The organism is Herbaspirillum sp. SJZ106 (assembly GCF_006715495.1).
Lineage (GTDB): Bacteria > Pseudomonadota > Gammaproteobacteria > Burkholderiales > Burkholderiaceae_D > Herbaspirillum.
Genome location: NZ_VFNI01000003.1, coordinates 657,629 through 679,176, shown reverse-complemented (window position 1 = coordinate 679,176; position 21,548 = coordinate 657,629). Strand labels below are relative to the sequence as shown.

Here is a 21,548-nt window from a genome sequence, read left to right as displayed (position 1 = left end):
CCTGGTCGCGGGGAATATTTTCAACGCAAGGCATCCGTCGCCAATACAACGACGCGCTTTGCCAACATTGGAGCTTTATCATGAAAGTTATCGCATTTCCACGCACTCTGCAGGGGACCGGAGCGAGCCGCCGCCTGCGTATTGCTGGCCAAACCCCCGGTATCGTCTACGGCGGCACCAGCGCACCGGTCAACATCGCCCTGGACCACAACGCGCTGTACCACGCGCTGAAGAAGGAAACCTTCCACTCGTCGATCCTCGACCTGGAAATCGAAGGCAAGGTCGAGCAAGTCCTGCTGCGCGACTTCCAAGTCCACGCGTACAAGCAACTGGTCCTGCACGTCGACTTCCAACGCGTCGACGCATCGCAAAAGCTGCACACCAAGGTGCCCCTGCACTTCGTGAACGCTGAAATCTCGCCAGCCGTGAAGCTGCACGCAGGTATCATCTCCCACGTGCAATCGGAACTGGACGTTTCCTGCCTGCCGAAGAACCTGCCGGAATTCATCGAAGTCGACCTGTCCAAGCTGGACGTCGGCCAGTCGATCCACCTGGCTGACCTGAAGCTGCCCAACGGCGTGACCGCCGTGACCCAGGAAAACCTGACCATCGCCACCGCTACCGTGCCGGCCGGTCAAGTGTCCGCTGAAGGCGAAGCTGCCGCTGGCGACGCCGCAGAAGCCAAGTAATCCGCTTGCGTTTCAAGAAAAACCCGCTTCGGTCGAAGCGGGTTTTTTTATGCCTGCCAATCCCGGATTGAACTCGCCCAGGAACCGGCCATAAGCGGTCATTTCAGCCAGGATTGACGCTGGCGCACCACTGCCGCCGGCTTGCCCAGCGCGGCCAGCTTTACCTGCGGCGCTGCGTCGGCTTTCAGGCGCACGACAAACTCCATCAGCTCATCGCGGCGGAAGGCATGCACGCGCACGGTATCGTTGATGCGATAGCGCGACAACAAACCGTCCGGACCGGAGGCCGGCACGCGCAAACCATCCAGCGCCACCAGCTTGTCGCCGGCTGACAAGCCTGCCTGCGCGGCCGGACTGCCTTCGTACACGCTGGCCAGCTTGGCGTCGCCGCCGTCCTTGGCGATGCGCGCGCCCAGCCAGGGCTTGGCGTCCTTCGGCGGCGCATCGTCGTAGCTGACGCCGAAGTCCGGCAACAGCTCGGCCAGCGGCACGTCTTCCGTGCCCCGGATACAGCGTTCAAAGAAGCGCCCCAGGTCGGCGCCACTGAATTCTTCCAACAGCGCAAGGATGTCATCCTCCGGCACGCCCTGCCCGCGCGCGCCGCCTTCATAAAAATCGCGCCCGTAACGGCCCCACAAACCGCGCATGACATCATCCAGGGTACGGCGGCCGCGCGTTTGCTTGCGTATCGTCAGGTCCATCCCCAGCGCCACCAGCGAGCCCTTGGTGTAATAGCTGACGATGGCATTGGGCGCATTCTCGTCCTGGCGGTAATACTTTACCCAGGCGTCGAAACTGGATTCGGACACACTCTGCTTCTTGCGGCCGCTGCCGCGCAGCACGCCGGTGACGGTCTTGGAGAGCATATTGAGGTAGGCATCGGTATCGATCACACCGGTGCGCACCAGGAACAAGTCATCGTAATAGCTGGTGAAACCTTCGAACAGCCACAGCAGCGAGGTGTAGTTTTCCTGGCGCAGGTCGTACGGCGCGAACACCGCCGGCTTGATGCGCTTGACGTTCCAGGTATGGAAGTACTCATGGCTGCACAGGCCGAGATAGGTGCGGTAGCCGTCGGTCTGCTCCGGCCGGCCCTTGACCGGCAAATCGGCGCGCGCGCAGATCAGCGCGGTCGATGCGCGGTGCTCCAGGCCGCCGTAGCCGTCGCCCACCGCCAGCGTCATGAAGACGTAGCGCGACATCGGCGCGCGCTTGCTCTTGGGCTCGAAGAACGCGATCTGCGCCTCGCAGATCTTCTTGAGATCGTCGCACAGGCGGACCATGTCGAGATTGGGCGCCTGGCCGGTGATCACCACATCGTGCGGCACGCCATGCGCCTTGAAACTGGCCAGCGCGAAGTCGCCAATCTCGACCGGATGATCGATCAGTTCATCATAGTTTTGCGCCACATAGGTGCCGAAGCCATAGCGCCTGGCTTTCAGTTCCGGCATCGCGGTGGCCACGCGCCAGCGCTTGAAGGCATCGCCTTCCGGGCGGCGGATGTCGACCACGTGCCGGCCCTGCTCGAAACCCCGCGCGGCCAGGAACACGCTGGTGCCGTTGAAGAAGCCGTGGGTCCGGTCCAGGTGCGCGGTGCGCACCGACAAGTCCCAGGCATAGACCTGGTAGCTCAGCGTCAATGCCGATGTGCAGGCGGCGGCTTGCCAGGTGTGCTTGTCGAGCTTCCTGACGGCGACCTTCCTGCCGCCGGACTCGGCGCGCAGCCGCACGATGTTTTTGGCGAACTCGCGCACCATGTAGCTGCCCGGGATCCATGCCGGCAGCGTAAAGACCTGGCCCTCGGCCGCAGGCCGATCGACCGTGACGGTGACGTCATAGACGTGGGATGCCGGATCGTTGGAGGTAATGGTGTAGCGGATAGGAGTAGCCATGTGGGTCCTGTAAGCCTGCGCGACATTGCGCATGCGCCTGTGCGGTGAATGGGATTATTTTACTTGAGCGCCCGCCTCTGCGGGACTGCGTGGCGCCTCCGCGGCTTTGCCCGCACGGACGAAAAAAAACCGGACAGACTTGCGTCTGTCCGGGCCCAGGGTCAAATGAAGCAAACTTGTTATCGGGCCGGCATCAGCGCGGCAGCAGCGATGCGCCCATCAAGAACTCGTCGACTGCGCGGGCGCATTGGCGGCCTTCACGGACGGGAGCCGGATAAAGCGAAACAGACCTGCGTCTGTTTCGCCCGGCGAGCGCTGCGATGGCTTGCAAGCCATCGCCGGGCGATCCATTAACGTGGCAACAGGGAAGCGCCCATCAAGAACTCGTCGACTGCACGGGCGCATTGGCGGCCTTCACGGATCGCCCAAACGACCAGCGACTGGCCGCGGCGCATGTCGCCGGCGGCAAACACCTTGTCGACCGATGTCTTGTAGCAGCCTTCGCCATCGGTAGTCGCCTTGGCATTGCCGCGCGCATCCTTCTCGACGCCGAAGGCGTCCAGCACCTGCTGCACCGGCGAGACGAAGCCCATTGCCAACAGCACCAGGTCGGCCTTCATTTCGAATTCCGAATCCGGCACTTCCTGCATCTTGCCGTCCTTCCATTCGACGCGGGCGGCGATCAGCTTCTCGACCTTGCCGTTCTTGCCTTCCAGGCGCTTGGTGGCCACCGCCCAGTCGCGGTTGCAGCCTTCTTCGTGCGAGGAAGAAGTGCGCAGCTTGGTCGGCCAGTACGGCCACACCATCGGCTTGTTCTCGGTTTCCGGCGGTTGCGGCATCAGTTCGAACTGGGCCACCGATTCGGCGCCGTGGCGGTTGGAGGTGCCCACGCAGTCCGAACCGGTATCGCCGCCGCCGATCACCACCACGTGCTTGCCGGTGGCCATGATCTGGTTTTTCAGCTTGTCGCCGGCATTGACCTTGTTTTGCAGCGGCAGGAAATCCATGGCGAAGTGCACGCCCTTGAGCTCGCGGCCGGGAACCGGCAGGTCGCGCGGCTGCTCGGCGCCGCCGGCGATGACGATGGCATCGAACTCCTTCTTCAGCTCGTCCGGCGACACGGTTTCCTTGGACCAGTTATTGACCGTCTCCGGGAAATCCTTGCCGACGAACACGCCGGTGCGGAAGGTCACGCCTTCTGCCTTCATCTGCTCGACGCGCAGGTCGATGTGCGACTTTTCCATCTTGAAGTCGGGAATGCCGTAACGCAGCAGGCCGCCGACGCGGTCGCTCTTCTCGAACACGGTCACGTCATGGCCGGCGCGCGCCAGCTGTTGCGCCGCTGCCATGCCGGCAGGACCGCTGCCGACCACGGCGACTTTCTTGCCGGTCTTGACGGCGGCCGGTTGCGGCACCACCCAGCCGTTTTCCCAGCCCTTGTCGATGATGAAATGCTCGATCGACTTGATGCCCACGGCGTCGTTGTTGATGCCCAGCGTGCAGGCGGCTTCGCACGGCGCCGGGCAGATGCGGCCGGTGAACTCGGGGAAATTGTTGGTCGAGTGCAGCGTGTCCAGCGCTTCCTTGTAGTTGCCGCGGTAGACCAGGTCGTTCCAGTCCGGAATGATGTTGTTGACCGGGCAGCCGTTATTGCAGAACGGAATGCCGCAGTCCATGCAGCGCGCGCCCTGGATCTTGGCGTCGCCTTCGGTCAGGTGCAGGACGAATTCCTTGTAATGCTTGGTGCGCGCCGACGGCGCTTCGCTCGCCTCTTTCAGGCGCTGGTACTCCATGAAACCGGTTGCTTTTCCCATTTTCCTCTCACATTTCTCGCTAAGGATGCGACGGGCGGCGATTCAATGCCGCAGCGCCCGCCGACGTGCTTGTGTACTTGATTGATCCGAAAAGACCGCCGCTCAGGCGGCGACCTTTTCCTTCTTGGCTTCGGCAGCAACGGCCAGTTCGGCCAGCGCACGCTTGTATTCGGTCGGGAAAACCTTCACAAACTTGGTGCGCGATGCCGCCCAGTTGTCCAGCAGGTAGCGCGCGCGCGTGCTGCCGGTGTACTTGAAGTGCCGTTCAATCAAGCCGCGCAGGATGGCCTCGTCGGTCTGGCGCACGCCGCCGCGTTCCAGGCTGTGCCACACGCTGCGGTCCAGCGACGCTTCCTGTTCGGTGTCGGACAAGACCTTCTCCAGCGTCACCATCGCGGTATTGCACTTGCCGGCGAAGTCGCCGTCCGGATCGTAGACGTAGGCGATGCCGCCCGACATGCCGGCTGCGAAGTTGCGGCCGGTGTTGCCCAGCACCACCACGGTGCCGCCGGTCATGTATTCGCAACCGTGGTCGCCCGTGCCTTCCACCACGGCGATGGCGCCGGAGTTGCGCACCGCGAAACGTTCGCCGGCCACGCCGTTGATGAAGGCTTCGCCATTGATCGCACCGTACAGCACGGTATTGCCGGAGATCATGTTGTCCACGGCGCGGCCGCGGAACTCGGTGTTGGGACGCACGATGATACGCCCGCCCGACAAGCCCTTGCCGACGTAGTCGTTGCCTTCGCCCACCAGGTCCAGCGTCACGCCGTGCGCCAGGAAGGCGCCGGCCGACTGGCCTGCGGTGCCTTGCAGCTGGATGTGGATGGTGTCATCCGGCAAACCTTCATGGCCGTAGCGCTTGGCCACTTCGCCCGACAGCATGGCGCCGACGGTGCGGTTCAGGTTCTTGATCGGGGAGATGAAGGAAACCTTCTCGCCCTTTTCCAAAGCGATCTTCGCTTGCGCGATCAGCTTGTGGTCCAGCGCCTTGTCCAGGCCGTGGTCCTGGTCCTCGGTGTGGTACACCGGCATCGAGGATTGCGGCTGGTGGAAGATGCGGGTGAAGTCCAGGCCGCGGGCCTTCCAGTGCGCGATCGCCTTGCTGCGGTCCAGCAGGTCGGCGCGGCCGATCAGCTCGTCGAACTTGCGGATGCCCAGCTGGGCCATGATCTGGCGCGCTTCTTCGGCAATGAAGAAGAAGAAGTTGACCACGTGCTCCGGCTTGCCGGAGAACTTGGCGCGCAGCACCGGGTCTTGCGTGGCTACGCCCACCGGGCAGGTGTTGAGGTGGCACTTGCGCATCATGATGCAGCCCTCGACCACCAGCGGCGCGGTGGCGAAACCGAATTCGTCGGCGCCCAGCATGGCGCCGATGACGACGTCGCGGCCGGTCTTCATCTGGCCGTCGGCCTGCACGCGGATGCGGTTGCGCAGGCCGTTGAGCACCAAGGTCTGCTGGGTTTCCGCCAGGCCCAGTTCCCATGGCGAGCCGGCGTGCTTGATCGAGGACAGCGGCGATGCGCCGGTGCCGCCGTCATGGCCGGCGATCACGACGTGGTCGGACTTGGCCTTGGCCACGCCCGCGGCCACGGTGCCCACGCCCACTTCCGAAACCAGCTTGACCGAGATCGAAGCGCGCGGGTTGACGTTCTTGAGGTCGTGGATCAGTTGCGCCAGGTCTTCGATCGAGTAGATGTCGTGGTGCGGCGGCGGCGAGATCAGGCCCACGCCCGGCACCGACACGCGCAGCTTGGCGATGTAGTCGGACACCTTGTGGCCCGGCAGCTGGCCGCCTTCGCCGGGCTTGGCGCCCTGCGCCATCTTGATCTGGATCTGGTCGGCCGAGATCAGGTACTCGGCCGAGACGCCGAAGCGGCCCGATGCCACCTGCTTGATGCGCGAACGCAGCGAATCGCCTTCCTGCAGGGGAATGTCGACTTCGATCACGTCCTTGCCGATTTCCGACGCCAGGGTCGCGCCCTGCTTGATGGGGATGCCCTTCAGTTCGTTGCGGTAACGGTTGACGTCTTCGCCGCCTTCGCCGGTGTTGGACTTGCCGCCGATGCGGTTCATCGCGATGGCCAGCGTGGCGTGCGCTTCGGTCGAGATCGATCCGAGCGACATGGCGCCGGTGGCGAAGCGCTTGACGATTTCCTTGGCCGGCTCCACTTCATCGATCGAGATCGCCTTGGACGGGTCGATCTTGAACTCGAACAGGCCGCGCAGCGTCATGTGGCGCTTGGACTGGTCGTTGATGAGCTGGGCGTATTCCTTGTAGGTGTTGTAGCTGTTGGAGCGGGTCGAATGCTGCAGCTTGGCGATCGCGTCCGGCGTCCACATGTGCTCTTCGCCGCGGATGCGGAAGGCATATTCGCCGCCGGCGTCCAGGGCATTGGCCAGTACCGGGTCGTTGCTGAAGGCGGCGGTATGCAGGCGCAGCGCTTCCTCGGCCACTTCGAACACGCCGATGCCTTCGACGTTGGACGAGGTGCCCTTGAAGTACTTGTCCACCAGCGACTTCGACAGGCCGATGGCTTCGAAGATCTGCGCGCCGCAGTAGGACATGTAGGTCGAGATACCCATCTTGGACATGACCTTCAGGAGGCCCTTGCCAACCGCCTTCTGGAAGTTGTAGATGGCCTTTTCCGGCGACAGGTCGCCCGGCAGGCCGCGCGCCATTTCGGACAGGGTATCCATCGCCAGGTACGGGTGAATGGCTTCGGCGCCATAGCCCGCCAGCAGCGCGAAGTGGTGCGTTTCGCGGGCCGAGCCGGTTTCCACCACCAGGCCGGTGGAGGTGCGCAGGCCCTTGCTGACCAGGTGCTGGTGGATCGCGGAGGTGGCCAGCAGCGCCGGGATCGGCAATTGGTCGGCGTCGACCTTGCGGTCCGAGATGATCAGGATGTTGTGGCCCGACTTGACGGCGTCGACCGCCTTGGCGCACAGCGATGCCAGGCGCGCCTCGATGCCTTCCTTGCCCCAGGCGACCGGATAGCAGATGTTCAGTTCATAGGACTTGAACTTGCCGCCGCTGTGCGCGCTGATGTTGCGCAGCTTGGCGATGTCGTCGTAGTCCAGCACCGGCTGCGACACTTCCAGGCGCATCGGCGGGTTGATGTTGTTGGTGTCGAGCAGGTTGGGCTTGGGGCCGATGAACGACACCAGCGACATGACCAGCGCTTCGCGGATCGGGTCGATCGGCGGGTTGGTCACCTGCGCGAACAGCTGGCGGAAGTAGTTGTACAGCGTCTTGTTCTTGTTGGACATGACCGCCAGCGGCGAGTCGTTGCCCATGGAGCCGATCGCCTCTTCGCCGCCGGTGGCCATCGGCGCCATCAGGAACTTGGTGTCTTCCTGGGTGTAGCCGAACACCTGCTGCAGGTCCAGCAGCGGCAGCTTGGAGGACGGCTCGCGCGGCTCGTTCTTGAGCTCGTCGAGCTTGATGCGCACCGAGTTGATCCATTGCTTGTAGGGCTTGGCGTTGGCGTAGGTGTCCTTGAGTTCCTTGTCGTCGATGATGCGGCCGGCGTCAAGGTCGATCAGGAACATCTTGCCCGGTTGCAGGCGCCATTTCTGGATGATCTTGGATTCAGGGATCGGCAGCACGCCCGATTCGGACGCCATCACCACCAGGTCGTCGTCGGTGACGATGTAGCGCGCCGGGCGCAGGCCGTTGCGGTCCAGCGTGCCGCCGATGTGGCGGCCATCGGTGAAGGCCAGCGCGGCCGGGCCGTCCCACGGCTCCATCATGGCGGCGTGGTATTCGTAGAAGGCGCGGCGGTTGTCGTCCATCGCGGTGTGGTTTTCCCAGGCTTCGGGCACCATCATCATCATCGCCTGCGGCAGCGGATAGCCGGCCATGACCAGCAGCTCCAGCGCGTTGTCGAAGCTGGCGGTGTCGGACTGGCCTTCATAGATCAGCGGGAACAGCTTCTTCAGGTCCGCGCCCAGCACGGCCGACTGCATCACGCCTTCGCGCGCGCGCATCCAGTTGAAGTTGCCCTTGACGGTGTTGATTTCGCCGTTGTGGGCGATCAGGCGGTACGGGTGGGCCAGCGGCCACTCGGGGAAGGTGTTGGTGGAGAAGCGCTGGTGCACCAGCGCCAGCGCGGAGACGCAACGCTCGTCCTGCAGGTCCTTGTAGTACACGCCGACCTGGTCGGCCAGCAGCAGGCCCTTGTAGACCACGGTGCGGGCCGACATCGAGGGCACGAAGAATTCCTTGCCGTGCAGCAGGTTCAGCGCCTGGATGGCGTGGCCGGACGACTTGCGGATCACGTACAGCTTGCGCTCCAGCGCGTCGGTCACCATCACGTCCGGGCCGCGGCCGATGAAGATCTGGCGGATCACCGGCTCTTTTTCGCGCACGGTGGGCGACATCGGCATGTCGCGGTCGACCGGCACGTCGCGCCAGCCCAGCACGATCTGGCCTTCGGCCAGCACGGCGCGTTCGATTTCCTGCTCGCAGGCGATACGCGAGGCGTTTTCCTTGGGCAGGAACACCATGCCCACGCCATATTCGCCCGGCGGCGGCAGGTCCACGCCCTGCTTGGCCATTTCTTCACGGTAGTACTGGTCGGGAATCTGGATCAGGATACCGGCGCCGTCACCCATCAACGGGTCGGCGCCCACGGCGCCCCGGTGGTCCAGGTTCTTCAGAATCAGCAATCCCTGGTCAACGATGGAATGGGTTTTCTTGCCCTTGATATGGGCGATGAATCCGACGCCACAGGCGTCATGTTCATTTGCTGGGTCGTAAAGGCCTTGCGCGTGCATATCGGTACTCCACCACATTGACAGTAAGGAATTGAAGAATAGTGCAGTGCACCCAATACTTCAACAAGAATAAAAGGGGTCTGAGTAAAATTAAATTCCACAAAGATTTTAGGAATTTTTAATTAGGGACACAGTAATTAAATAAGAACCAAGCCATTGATCTGTAAGGATTATTTTTAAGACCGCTGCTTTTCCTGTTCCTGATGCGCCGATTCCTCGCCGGCCTGCGGCTTGGCGCTTGCCGGCCGGCCGCGCTTGGCGGGACTGACGCGGCGATGCGTCTGGCGCTCCAGCGCCAGCTTGAACTCGTCGGATCCCAGCGCCCAGCCCTTGAGCGTGGCATCGGTGATACGCACGATGTCGTCCTGCGCCAACCCCTCTTCCGTCAGTTGCCGATAGGCGATCTCACGGTCGAACGGGGTGTTGCCAATCGACCAATACACCGGATGGTCGGTGATCAGGCCATCCTGCTTTGCGCCAATGTGATGCATGTAACTGGACCAGGGATACTCGCCGGGGCCGCTGGCCAACCCATTGCGCACCGGATTGAGCTCGATGTAGCGGCAAATGGCCAGCAGATACTGCTCGGCATCCACGACGGTGGCGCGATAACGCCCCTGCCACAGCGTTCCGCTGCGCCCGTGCTTCTGGTTGAAATAAGGGACGTAGTGGCGCCCTATCCACTGCATCATTCGTGCCAACCCCTGCTCATCGACTGGCGTGGCCAGCAGATGCAAGTGGTCCGGCATCAGCACATAGGCGTGGACAGCGACCTTGAACTGGCGCGAGGCCTCCTTCAGCCAGCCCAGAAAGGCCAGATGGTCTTCGGTGTCGCGAAAGACCGCCAAGCCGTCATGGCCGCGCTGGATGATGTGATGGGGCTGATGGGGAACGACGAGACGCGGAAGGCGGGCCATGGGACTACTCACTCGGAGCCGGGTGGCGAAGTCGACATTCTAATGCACTCCGTCCCCAATTATTATCAAGGATTTGTCACAAGCTTTGCAAAAGACAACCGGGTCGCACTGTATGGGGGAATATTGCCTGCCCTTTAATCGCCGAAAACCGATGTGATCGCCTCAACGACGACACGCACCCTGGCCGTGCGCGCCAAGTCCTGGTGCAACACCAGCCACGCCTCGTAGGGCTTGGCCCGCCGGCGCTCCGGCCATAGCCGTACCAGCGCGGGATCGCGCTGGGCCAGATACTCGGGTAACTCGCCTATGGCCAGGCCGGCGCGCACGAAGGTCGTGAGCATCAGACTCGAATCCAGTTCGGCAACCACGCGCCCCTGCGCCCTGGATTCACCTGCCAGCGTGTTGTCCTGCCGGCCGGTTACCCCATCCTGGTAGAGCGCAATGTCGTGGCTCGCAAAGCCATCTCCGGGCTGCGGTTCACCATGCTTAGCCAGATAAGTCCGGGTTGCGTACAGGCCCACATCCCAACAACCGAGTTGGCGAACAATCAAGTCAGGTTGCTCTGGCCGCAAGGTACGTACGGCAATGTCGGCCTCTCGCCGCGCCAGGTCGAGCAGCCGCGTCGTGGTGCTCAGGATCACCCGCACCTCAGGATGGCTGGCTCGCAGGCGTTCAATGGCCGGAACCACGAAGTCCACCGCTAACGCGTCCGTGGTGGTCACGCGCACCTCTCCGGCCACGCGCGCGTCGGCCCCCTCGCCGCGGCGCTCAAAGGAGACAGCCATGTGCTCCATTTCCTCGGCCATGCGCAACACTTCCAGGCCGGTGTCGGTCAGCACCAAGCCGCCAGTGGTGCGCAGGAACAGCCGGCTGCCCAGCGCCCGCTCCAATCCGGCCAGACGCCGGCCCACTGTAGTCTGGTCGATCGCCAGCTGCTGCGCCGCCCCGCGCAAGGTGCCGGCACGCTGAATTGCCAAGAATATCCGCACGTCGTCCCAGTTCATACCGCTCCATTTTCCAATGCTGCAAATATGCAGCTACAGGTTGCCATTTTATGCATTTTCACATGAAAGGTATCTCCGTAACATGGCACTCTTCCTTTTGACCCTTTGACGCGCAGCCAGCCCGCCTAGCTGCGGGGAGCTGCCATGCCTCGCTTACCGTTCATCCTGACTGTCGCCATGCTGAGCGCCTTCGGCCTGATTGCTTCGGACGTTTATCTGCCCGCCATGCCAAGCATGACCACCGAGTTCGGCGTCGCCGACTGGCAGATGCCGCAGACAATCTCGTTCTACCTCCTGGCGCTGGCAATGGCACAGTTGGCCTACGGGCCACTATCGGATCGCAATGGCCGCAAGCCCGTACTGCTTGCCGGCATCATCCTCTACATCATCGGCTCGGTGGGGTGTGCGACCTCAGCCACCTACAACGGATTACTGGCATGGCGCATGCTTGAAGCAGTGAGCGCGGCCGCCGGACTTGTCGTTGGACGCGCCCTGATCGCCGACACCTGCGACAAGCGCACCTCCGCCAAGGTCTATGCGGTGATCTATCCGCTGGTGTCGCTGTCGCCGGCCCTGGCGCCGGCCATCGGCGGGCACTTGGCAGCAGCCTTCGGCTGGCGCGCCGATTTCCTGTTCGTGGCCGCGTTCGGTGTCGTGGCGCTACTGATGGCGATAATGCTGCTGCCGGAAACGCTCCCCCGCCATGCCCGCACCCAAACGTCTCCCTTTAACGGCTTCAGCCATGTCCTGCGCGACCGAACTTTTCGCCGCTATACATTGGTGGTCTGTGCGATCTATTGCGCCTGGTTCGTCTACTTGACCCAATCGCCGTTTCTTTTCGCGCGCCAAGGCTTGAGCGAGGAACAAAGCGGCTGGCTGTACCTGCCGCTGACGGCCGGCATCATCGGCGCCAACCTGCTGACCAAGCGGTTGCTTGATCGCTGGCCCTACGACCGCATCCTCGCCGCCGGCGTCATGTGTTTCATGCTTGGCGGCGTGGCATTTTTGGCCGTGTTCGCATTGGGGCTGCATGGCGCGGCAGCCGTGGTGCTGCCGATGTGCCTGGTCAGTCTCGCCAATGGTTCGTCATTGTCTCTGGCGGTATCCGGAGCCATTGCGAGCGAGCACGGACATGCGGCCACTGCATCGGGACTGGTAGGGTTCTGCCAGATCGGCAGCGCCGCGCTGGCGGCGATGGGCATCAGTGCGGCCTTCGGCACCGGCCTTGGCGTGCTTGGCGGCGCGGTGCTGGTGCTCGGCCTGATCGCGCTGTCAACCTGTCTGCCACGGCCTGGACGCCGGATGGGCGAAGCCTGAATAGCCGGCCCCGGTTCGGCCATTCGGCATCTGCAGGCGGTGGCAAAGAAGACACGGCCTGCGACAGGATAAACCCTGCCGGAACGGCAAAAATGATGGTTTCACTCTGAGCTGCCCATGGTAGCCTGCCCCGATGAAAATTCTTGCCATCTCAGGTAGCGTTCGCCGCAGGTCGACAAATACGGCGCTACTGATGTCTCTTCAGGCCATTGCACCGTCAGATGTAGCGATAGATGTGTACGCCAGCATTGGCGAATTACCGATCTTTTCGCCTGACTTTGACGGCCTGGAACATCCTGACAGCGTCAAACAATTCATAGCGCACATTGCGAAGAGCGATGGGGTGCTCATATCCAGCCCAGAGTACATTCGCGGCATACCGGGCGGCCTGAAGAACGCCATTGACTGGCTTGTTTCAGGCGAACAGATTATCGGAAAACCGATCGCATTGGTCCACGCATCTCCCCGCGGGGATGACATGCTCGCGGCATTGCGAACTGTGCTGTCCACGATCAGCACCTGTTTCAACAATGATCTCTTGTTGCGGGTTCCAGTGATGAATGAAGAGCCCGAGCGAGTCGCCGAGATCCTCAGGTCCGAGGCCAATCGCACCAAGGCCGAAGCATTTCTCAGCGACTTTTCCGCCTATTGCAAACAATGTGCGGAAAACCTCGACGGCAGTTCGATCGACAATCGTCGTTAAATTGCGGTGGCCGGGTCATGCTCTGAGTCCTCTCCGCTTGGCCCGTATTCCAGCGCGACACCGCCGCACTCTGCTGCACTCTGTGGCGCTACGGCCCCAACGAACACCGCGTCGAATTGCAGCACGGCAGTGCAGTATGCGTCCAGGAACCGATACTCTCATCCCGCTTCAGAATTTCGACAATGAAGCGTCGGCCACCTGATCCGGCGCGGGGCGCTGGAGTCAGGGTCATCGTGAAATAAAAAAACCGGCCGGATCGCTCCGGCCGGTTCAATGGCTTGATTGGTTTGACGACAGTAAGGCTTCAGGCCTCTCTCTTGTCGCGCGACAGCAGCAGGCTCAGGATGATCGACACCAGCAGGATCGCCCCCACCACCGCCAGCGACCATACCACTGGAATGTGGAACCAGTAAGCCGCCAGCATCTTCACGCCGACAAACAGCAGCACCAGCGCCAGGCCATATTTGAGCAAATGGAAGCGCTCTGCCGAGTCGGCCAGCAAAAAGTACAGCGCGCGCAGGCCCATGATGGCAAACATGTTCGAGGTGAAGACGATGAACGGATCCTTGGTGATCGCAAAGATGGCCGGGATGCTGTCCACCGCGAAAATCAGGTCGGAAAGTTCGATCAGCAACAAGACCAGCATCAGCGGCGTGAAATATTTGACGCCGTTTTGCACGGTGAAAAACTTCTCGCCGTCGTATTCCTTGCTGATCTTCAGGTGGCCGCGCAGCCAGCGCAGCAACGGATTATCGCCAAGATCGGGTTCCTTGTCGGCGAACACCAGCATCTTCACGCCGGTAAACACCAGGAAAGCGCCGAACAGGTAAAGAATCCAGCTGAACTGCGCGATCAGCCAGGCGCCCAGCAGGATCATCACCGCCCGCATCACGATCGCACCGAGCACGCCGTACAGCAGCACGCGACGCTGCATCTCGGGCGGCACCGCGAAGTAGCTGAAGATCATCAGGAACACGAAGATGTTGTCGACCGACAGCGCCTTTTCGATCAGGTAACCGGAGAGGAATTCAGCCCCCTTCTGGTTGGCGAACTCGCGCCCCACGTTCGCATCCAGGTACCACCACATCAGGCCGGCGAACAACAGCGCCAGCGATACCCATGCCAGCGACCACCCCAGCGCCTCCCTGGGCGAGACACGGTGCGCGCGGCGTCCGCCCAGCGCAAACATGTCAAGCGCCAGCATGCCCAGCACAAATACGATGAAACCCAGCCACATCGGGCCGCTTGCGAAACTCTCTACGCCGCTCACTTTTTACCCCTTTTCATTGGATTGCGGATTCCAGGCGTGCATCAGTCGAAATCGAAGATCTCGCCAAGGAACCCCTTTTTCTTGCGCCGGTGGTCATAGCCTTGCTGTCCAGAGCCATAACCATCGCGATGCGGCTGGCCGCCATGCCCGAAACGCGGGTCATAGGCTTGCTGCGGCGGCGCCTGGCGCTGCGCCGCCGCCGGGGCTGCGACCGGCATGGCGCTGGCTGCGGAACGCTCGATCAGCTTGTCGAGCTCGCCGCGATCCAGCCACACGCCGCGGCATTGCGGACAATAATCGATCTCGATGCCTTGCCGCTCCGAAATCAGCAGATTAGTCGTTGTACACACAGGACATTTCATTCGTCGCTCCTTCATGGCAACCACAATATGGCCGGCGTCCGCTGTGGACGCCGCCGATGACACGCCACTTTAGGAGAAAACGATGCGAATGAAAATTCGAATATTCTGAGATAATTGATCGAGAAAACCGATGATACCAAGATGCCCTCGCTCAACTACAAACATCTTCATTATTTCTGGACCGTCGCCAAGACCGGCAGCGTAGCGCGCGCCGGCGAACGCTTGCACCTGACCGCGCAAACCATCAGCGGCCAGCTAACGCTGTTCGAAGAAAACATAGGATACAAGTTGTTCAACCGCGTCGGACGCAGGCTGGAATTGAATGACGAAGGAAGAATGGTGTTCGATTACGCCGAGCGCATCTTTACCGTGGGCGAAGAGCTGGAAGAAGCCTTGCGCTTCCGCCCCGGCGGCCGCGCGCTGCAACTGCGCGTGGGGGTGGCCGACGCGGTGCCCAAGGCGATCGCCTACCTGCTGCTGGAAACCGCGTTGTCGATGGAGGAACCGATCCGTATCGTCTGCCGCGAAGGCAAGCTGGATGCGCTGCTGGCCGAACTGGCCATTCATCGTCTCGACATCATCATCGCCGACAGCCCCATGCCCGCCAATGTCGATGTGCGCGGCTACCACCACCTGTTGGGTGAATGCGATACCAGCTTCTTCGCCACGCCCGAGCTGGCCAGGCGCTACAAGAAGGGCTTTCCGCACAGCCTGGACGGCGCGCCGTTCCTGATGCCAGGCGAAGATGCGGCGGTACGCCCGCGCCTCTTGCGCTGGTTCGAGAAGGAAAAGATCCGCCCCAGAATTGCCGGCGAATTCGATGACGGCGCCCTGCTGCTGGCCTTCGGTGACGCCGGCACCGGCATCTTTGCCGCGCCGACAGCCATCGCCGCGCAAGTCAGGAAGCAATATGGCCTCGTGCAAATAGGCAAGACCGATGCCGTCAGGGAACAGTTCTACGCCATCTCGGTAGAACGCAAGCTCACGCATCCGGCGGTGCTCGCCATCCAGTCGGCGGCCCGTGACAACCTCGTCGTCGGCAGTTCGCACGCATAACCCGCTTGCCGATGAAAACGATATCGCGCCGACGCCTTCTCCTTCGATGTTCCCGCACACATTTCCATGCCAGCCGCAAAGGTAGTCCTGGCGCGGACACCCAAGGCAAGGAAAACGAAAAGTACAAAAGAAAAACCCCACGTACTTTGCAGTCCGTGGGGTAAATCCCATTCTCGGGGGGGAGAATGGAGGGGGAACTTCAATATATGAAAATCGATGTTGTGGCGCAGCGTTTTTTACAAATTGTTACGCCATCTTCATATGACGCAAGCAAGAAAAATTGTCGCCGCCATGGTTGGGTTCAATATATCAAACGCACGCCATAAGTAAAGAACGCAATGCCAGAAAAGACGACGAATATTGTTCTCGTCTACTGATCAGATAAGTGGTGATACGCCCATCCTTGCCGAGCGAATAGGTCGAATAACCGCGCGGCTCATTCTGCATATCGATCACCGAGCGCGGCACCACCGCCACACCGGCGCCGGCGGCCACACATGCCAGAATGGCATGATAAGACGCCAACTCCAGCGTACGGCCAGGCCGCCGCCCCTTGCAGGAAGAGGAAAACCAATTTTCCGCATGGCGGCGATAGGCGCACCCCTGTTCGAAGACGATCAGCGTGTCGAGCATGACATCGTCCGGCGAGCGCACCCGGCGATGGCTCTTCGGCGCCACCAGCAGCAGCTCTTCCTTGAACAGGGGCGTGGCGTCGAAGGCGGGATCATCGATCGGCCCGGCCACCAGCGCGGCGTCGAGCTTGAAATCGCGCACCTGGGCCACCAGCGTTTCGGTGGGGGCGGTAGAAAGCTCCAGCCTCACCTCCGGCCAGCGGCTATGGAATTCGGCCAGCGGCGCCGGCAACCTGCTGGCCGCGGCGCTCTCCATCGAACCGATCCGCAAGCGCCCGCGCGGACTTTGCGGCGCGACCGCCTGGCGCGCCTCCTGCACCAGGTCGAGAATGCGCTCGGCGTAATCCAGCATGGATTGCCCGGCCGCCGTCAACACCATGCGGCGGCGGTCGCGCACGAACAGCGGCACGCCGATCGATTCCTCCAATTGCTTGATACGCGTGGTGACGTTGGATTGCACCCGGTTGAGCCTTTCGGCGGCGCGCGTGATGCCGCCTTCGGCCACCACGGCGCGGAAGATTTCCAGTTCGGCCAGTTCCATTTCAATCTCCATTGAAGATGAAGTCATTCTTATTATTCATTTTTTCGAATGCATGAAACAAGATAGCATAGACATCCTCGTCAATAAGAATATGCATCCGCCATGATTTGCCATTGCAGCCGCAGGCATCCGCGCCAGCGCTTCCCCATCTTATGCAGCACCCCTGCCTCATTCCCCAGCACCGCCGTGCAAGGAGCCGGCGCATGAGTGCCGCCGCGCACGCTCCGGCGCAGGCCAGCCGCGCCACGGCCTGGAAAGTCTGCCTGGCCGGCATGCTGACCCTGTCGGTGGCGATGGGCATCGGCCGTTTCGCCTTCACGCCGCTGCTGCCGATGATGCTGCATGAAGGCAGCCTCAACCTGCAGATGGGCGGCTGGCTGGCCACCGCCAATTACCTGGGCTACTTCATCGGCGCCATGCTCTGCGCCTTCCATCGCAGCAACAAGCCGGTGCCGCTGATACGCGGCGGCCTGGCCGCCACCATCCTGCTCACGCTGGGCATGGGCTTGCTGCACGAGGATGCGATGTGGCTGGGGTTGCGGCTGCTGTCAGGCGTGGCCAGCGCCTATGTGTTCGTCTATACCGCCGGCTGGTGCCTGCAGCAGCTGACGCAACTGAAGCATCCCGAACTGGGCGGCGTGATCTTCTGCGGTCCCGGCATCGGCATCGCATTGAGCGGCCTGCTCACCGGCGCCATGGTGACGGCAGGCTGGCTGGCCGCTTCCGGCTGGATCTTATTCGCGCTCATCTCGCTGGCCTTGACGGCCCTGGTCTGGAAGACGTTCAACTTCGATGCCGGCCAGGCGCAAACCGGCCCCGCCGCCGCGCAAACCCAGGACGCCCAGCAGGAATCTCCCGCGCAAAAGCGCGAAGTGCGCCAGCAGGTGATCGCCTATGGCATGGCCGGTTTCGGCTACATCATCACCGCCACCTTCCTGCCGGTGATCGCCCGCCAGGCCTTGCCGGGATCGAACTGGCCGGACTTCTTCTGGCCCATCTTCGGCTTCGGCGTGGCGCTGGGCGCCTTCGGCGCGACGCGCCTGCCGGTGCATGGCGACCAGCGCCTGCTGCTGGCCTGCAGTTACATCATGCAAGCCGCAGGCGTTGCGCTCTCCATCTTGCTGCCCAATGCCATCGGCTTCGCATTGAGCTGCCTGCTGCTGGGCCTGCCCTTCACTGCCATCACGCTGTTTGCGATGCGCGAGGCGCGACGCCTGCGCCAATCGCATGCCAGCAGCCTGATGGGGTTGATGACGGCCGCCTACGGCATCGGCCAGATCGCCGGCCCGCCGCTGGCGACCGCGCTGGTGCACAGCAGCGGCTCGTTTACGCCATCGCTGTGCGTGGCGGTGGCGGCCCTGCTGGTCGGCGCCGTCCTCTATTACAGGCTGACGCTGAGCCACAAACTGGAACACAAGGCGGCCTGACTCCGGCGCGCAACGACCCCGCAAAAAAACGCCCGCTGCAGTAGCTGCAGCGGGCGTTTTCGCCTCCGGAAGCCAGTCCCGGAAAAGGCGGGTCAGCGGAACGCCGGTTCGGAGAAGCTGCGCAGCTTGCGGCTGTGCAGTTGCTCGATCCCGTTGTTGCGCAACAGCTCCAGCGCACGGATGCCGATCTGCAAGTGCTGCGCCACCCGCTGCTCATAAAAGCTGTTGGCCATGCCGGGCAGCTTGATCTCGCCGTGCAACGGCTTGTCCGACACGCACAGCAACGTGCCGTAAGGCACCCGGAAACGGAAACCGTTGGCCGCCACCGTGGCGCTTTCCATGTCGAGCGCGATGGCCCGGCTCTGGGAAAACCGCAGCAGCGGCATGCGATGGTCGCGCAGCTCCCAGTTGCGGTCATCCACCGAAGCCACCGTGCCGGTGCGCATGATGCGTTTGAGCTCATATCCCTTGAGCTGCGTGATGCTGGCCACCGCGTCCTGCAGCGCCAGTTGCACTTCGGCCAGCGCCGGGATCGGCACCCACAGCGGCAGGTCGTCGTCCAGCACATGGTCGTCGCGCACATAGGCATGCGCCAGCACGTAGTCGCCCATGCGCTGCGAAGCTGACAAGCCGGCGCAGTGCCCCAGCATCAGCCAACCGTGCGGGCGCAGCACGGCGACGTGGTCGGTCACGGTCTTGGCATTGGATGGCCCGACGCCGATATTGATCAGCGTGATGCCGCTGCCGTCGGCGCGCTGCAGGTGGTAGGCCGGCATTTGCGGCTGGCGCGCCGGCGCCGCGCCCGATGCCGGCGGGGCCGTTCCTTCCTCCTGGTTGGCGCTCCAGGTGGTGACGTTGCCGGGCTCGACAAAGGCTACATATTGCTGGCGATAGGCGCGCTCTTGCGGATCGTCCGTAGGCTCCATCAGCTTGCGCCCGAGGCGCACGAACTCGTCCACGTAAAACGCATAGTTGGTGAACAGCACATAGCGCTGGAACTGGTCCGGCGAGGTGGCCGTGTAGTGGCGCAGCCGGTGCAGCGAATAATCGATGCGCGGCCCGGTAAACAGCGCCAGAGGATGCACGCCGTCGCGCCAGGCGCCATTGTCGACTTCATAGGTGCCATTGACGATGCGGTCATCCATGGCCGCCAGGTCGGGCAGGTCGAATACGTCCGGCAGCGAGCGCAGATGCTCCGGATCGAGGCTGCCTTCGACGTGGATGCCTTCCGGGAAGGCGAAATGCACTGGAATCGGCAAATCGCTCACGCCGATCTCCAGCGGCACCTGGTGGTTTTGCAGCACCAGCTTGAACTGGCTCAGCAGGTAATTGTGGAACAGCGCCGGCCGGGTCAGCGTCGTTTCGTAACAACCGGGGCCGGCGACGAAGCCGAACGACTGGCGGGTATCGGTATGGGTCGCCTTCTCGGTGGTAATGCGCACGAAGGGATAGCAGGCGCGCACGCGCTGCTCCAGGACTTCCCCGGCCGAGAACTTGCGAAAGGCATCGCGCAGGATGGCAGTGTTGCGTTCATAGATCTCAAGCACGCGCGCGTAGGCGGCATCGGGGTCGGTGAATTTTTCGGTGGCAAACATCGTCTTTCTCCATCATTGCCGCACGCAGCACAACCGGTGTGCGGCTTTTTACCGGCCATTGCCGGACGTTGAAAATCCTTGTGTGCATCTGCGATATTACCCGAGTCGCCGCCTCACCATCATCGTCGGATCAGGCATCGCAATATCCGGCTTCCCTCCCTTTGCGCGGCACGGGTTCGATGCTATCGTCGGAAGCTTCCCGGACGCCGTACATCCTGCCCGCGCAATCCCGAAGGCCGCTGCAAAATCGCGGATGCCGCGCTCCGCAATGGTGCTTTCGCAAGCTCATCCGGGTGCATCCATTCCCAGCGCCGGTGCATCTTCCCACGGGTTAAAAAAACCTTTGATCGCAACACGAGCGGGTGCTATCTTGGCCGTTCTCCGAAGCCCATCAGGCTCGCCGGCAAACCGATCCATGCCGGCTTATCGGGGGCATAAAAACATCCAATCACACATACAGAGGCACACATGCTCGCTAGAAAATTCATCAGCCAAATCCTGGTTCTGCTCTGCCTGGCCGCAGCCGCAGCCGCGCAAGCGCAGAATCTCCCCAACGTCATGATCCTGGCCACCGGCGGCACCATCGCCGGCACCGGCGCCACCAGCACCACCACCGTCGGCTACACCGCCGCCAAGGTCGGCGTGGATGCGCTCATCGCCGCCGTGCCCGAATTGCAAAAGGTGGCCAACGTCAAAGGCGAACAGGTTTTCCAGATCGCCAGCGAAAACATGAACAACGACTATTGGCTGAAACTGGCCAAGCGCGTCAACACCCTGCTGGCGCAGAACGACGTTGACGGCATCGTGATCACCCACGGCACCGACACCATCGAAGAAACCGCTTACTTCCTCGACCTGGTGGTCAAGAGCAAGAAGCCGGTGGTGATCGTCGGTGCCATGCGCCCGTCGACCGCGATCAGCGCCGACGGCCCGATCAACCTGTATAACGCAGTCCTGCTGGCAGGCAGCAAGGAAGCCATCGGCAAGGGCGTGCTGGTAACGCTGAACGACCAGATCAACGCCGCCCGCGAAGTGACCAAGACCAATACCTCGACGCTGGACACCTTCAAGACCCCGGAACTGGGCTTCCTGGGCTACATCCAGGGCAGCAAGCCGTTCTTCTATCGCCAGTCGACCCGCAAGAACACCGTTGACACCCCATTCGACATCAGCAATCTGGACAAGCTGCCGCAAGTCGACATCGTCTACGGCTACGCCAACATGAACCCGATTGCGCTCAACGCCTTCGTGGCGTCCGGCGCGCAAGGCATCATCCACGCCGGCGTGGGCGACGGCAGCCTGAACAACACCGTCGTGCCGTCGCTGACCGAAGCCCGCAAGAAGGGCGTCGTCATTGTGCGCGCAAGCCGCGTCGGCCAGGGCATCGTGGCGCGCAACGGCGAAGCCGACGACGACAAGCTGGATTTCGTGGTCTCCGACACGCTCAATGCGCAAAAGGCCCGCATCCTGCTGATGCTGGCACTGACCAGGACCACCGACACCAAGGAAATCCAGAAGATGTTCTGGGAATACTGATCGCCCGGCACGGC

Annotated in this window: 15 protein-coding genes; 6 read left to right on the top strand and 9 right to left on the bottom strand. The window is 62.3% G+C overall.

Translation table 11 applies throughout. The features are described 5' to 3' along the window. The first annotated feature begins 80 nt into the window (after window positions 1-80). Window positions 81-689 (top strand): 50S ribosomal protein L25/general stress protein Ctc, encoded by a 609-nt coding sequence (locus FB598_RS12915; protein WP_141914265.1) that lies wholly within the window; start codon window positions 81-83, stop codon window positions 687-689. A gap of 98 nt (window positions 690-787) precedes the next feature. Here FB598_RS12915 and FB598_RS12910 read toward each other — a convergent pair whose 3' ends face one another. The 5 genes from FB598_RS12910 to FB598_RS12885 form a co-directional block, all read right to left on the bottom strand. Next, window positions 788-2,581 (bottom strand): M61 family metallopeptidase, encoded by a 1,794-nt coding sequence (locus FB598_RS12910; RefSeq protein WP_141914266.1) that lies wholly within the window; start codon window positions 2,579-2,581, stop codon window positions 788-790. A 350-nt stretch (window positions 2,582-2,931) separates the two neighbouring features. Continuing rightward, entirely contained in the window at window positions 2,932-4,395 is a 1,464-nt protein-coding gene (locus FB598_RS12900; protein WP_141914267.1) for a glutamate synthase subunit beta, read from the bottom strand. A 102-nt stretch (window positions 4,396-4,497) separates the two neighbouring features. Further along, window positions 4,498-9,174, bottom strand: a complete 4,677-nt coding sequence (locus tag FB598_RS12895) for a glutamate synthase-related protein (protein ID WP_141914268.1) — start codon at window positions 9,172-9,174, stop codon at window positions 4,498-4,500. A 176-nt stretch (window positions 9,175-9,350) separates the two neighbouring features. After that, window positions 9,351-10,091 carry a transposase gene (locus tag FB598_RS12890; RefSeq protein ID WP_141914269.1) on the bottom strand — a complete coding sequence of 247 codons (741 nt, stop codon included), beginning with the start codon at window positions 10,089-10,091 and terminating at the stop codon, window positions 9,351-9,353. Between the two features lie 134 nt (window positions 10,092-10,225). Continuing rightward, window positions 10,226-11,095, bottom strand: coding sequence for a LysR family transcriptional regulator (locus tag FB598_RS12885; RefSeq protein WP_141914270.1), 870 nt, complete (start codon window positions 11,093-11,095; stop codon window positions 10,226-10,228). A 144-nt stretch (window positions 11,096-11,239) separates the two neighbouring features. On the opposite strand from FB598_RS12885, the gene FB598_RS12880 reads away from it, so the two are divergent. Further along, entirely contained in the window at window positions 11,240-12,412 is a 1,173-nt protein-coding gene (locus FB598_RS12880; RefSeq protein ID WP_141914271.1) for a multidrug effflux MFS transporter, read from the top strand. Window positions 12,413-12,545: 133 nt separating this feature from the next. Beyond that, window positions 12,546-13,115: an NADPH-dependent FMN reductase gene (locus FB598_RS12875; RefSeq protein WP_141914273.1), complete on the top strand. Its 570-nt coding sequence runs from the start codon at window positions 12,546-12,548 to the stop codon at window positions 13,113-13,115. A gap of 304 nt (window positions 13,116-13,419) precedes the next feature. On the opposite strand, the gene FB598_RS12870 is transcribed toward FB598_RS12875, so the two are convergent. Both FB598_RS12870 and FB598_RS12865 read right to left on the bottom strand, forming a co-directional pair. Next, entirely contained in the window at window positions 13,420-14,385 is a 966-nt protein-coding gene (locus FB598_RS12870; RefSeq protein ID WP_141914276.1) for a TerC family protein, read from the bottom strand. Between the two features lie 41 nt (window positions 14,386-14,426). Further along, entirely contained in the window at window positions 14,427-14,747 is a 321-nt protein-coding gene (locus FB598_RS12865) for a zf-TFIIB domain-containing protein (protein WP_141914278.1), read from the bottom strand. A gap of 141 nt (window positions 14,748-14,888) precedes the next feature. Between FB598_RS12865 and nhaR the strand changes: the two genes are divergently transcribed. After that, window positions 14,889-15,803 (top strand): transcriptional activator NhaR, encoded by a 915-nt coding sequence (nhaR, locus tag FB598_RS12860; RefSeq protein WP_141914279.1) that lies wholly within the window; start codon window positions 14,889-14,891, stop codon window positions 15,801-15,803. A gap of 309 nt (window positions 15,804-16,112) precedes the next feature. Here nhaR and FB598_RS12855 read toward each other — a convergent pair whose 3' ends face one another. After that, complete coding sequence (locus FB598_RS12855) at window positions 16,113-16,976, bottom strand: LysR substrate-binding domain-containing protein (protein ID WP_141914281.1); 864 nt, start codon at window positions 16,974-16,976, stop codon at window positions 16,113-16,115. Window positions 16,977-17,179: 203 nt separating this feature from the next. Between FB598_RS12855 and FB598_RS12850 the strand changes: the two genes are divergently transcribed. Continuing rightward, window positions 17,180-18,403 (top strand): YbfB/YjiJ family MFS transporter, encoded by a 1,224-nt coding sequence (locus FB598_RS12850; protein ID WP_255463993.1) that lies wholly within the window; start codon window positions 17,180-17,182, stop codon window positions 18,401-18,403. Window positions 18,404-18,495: 92 nt separating this feature from the next. On the opposite strand, the gene FB598_RS12845 is transcribed toward FB598_RS12850, so the two are convergent. After that, complete coding sequence (locus FB598_RS12845; protein WP_141914284.1) at window positions 18,496-19,998, bottom strand: AMP nucleosidase; 1,503 nt, start codon at window positions 19,996-19,998, stop codon at window positions 18,496-18,498. A 468-nt stretch (window positions 19,999-20,466) separates the two neighbouring features. Here FB598_RS12845 and FB598_RS12840 point away from each other — a divergent pair, with 468 nt between their 5' ends. Further along, entirely contained in the window at window positions 20,467-21,534 is a 1,068-nt protein-coding gene (locus tag FB598_RS12840) for a type II asparaginase (RefSeq protein ID WP_141914286.1), read from the top strand. Window positions 21,535-21,548 lie beyond the last annotated feature (14 nt).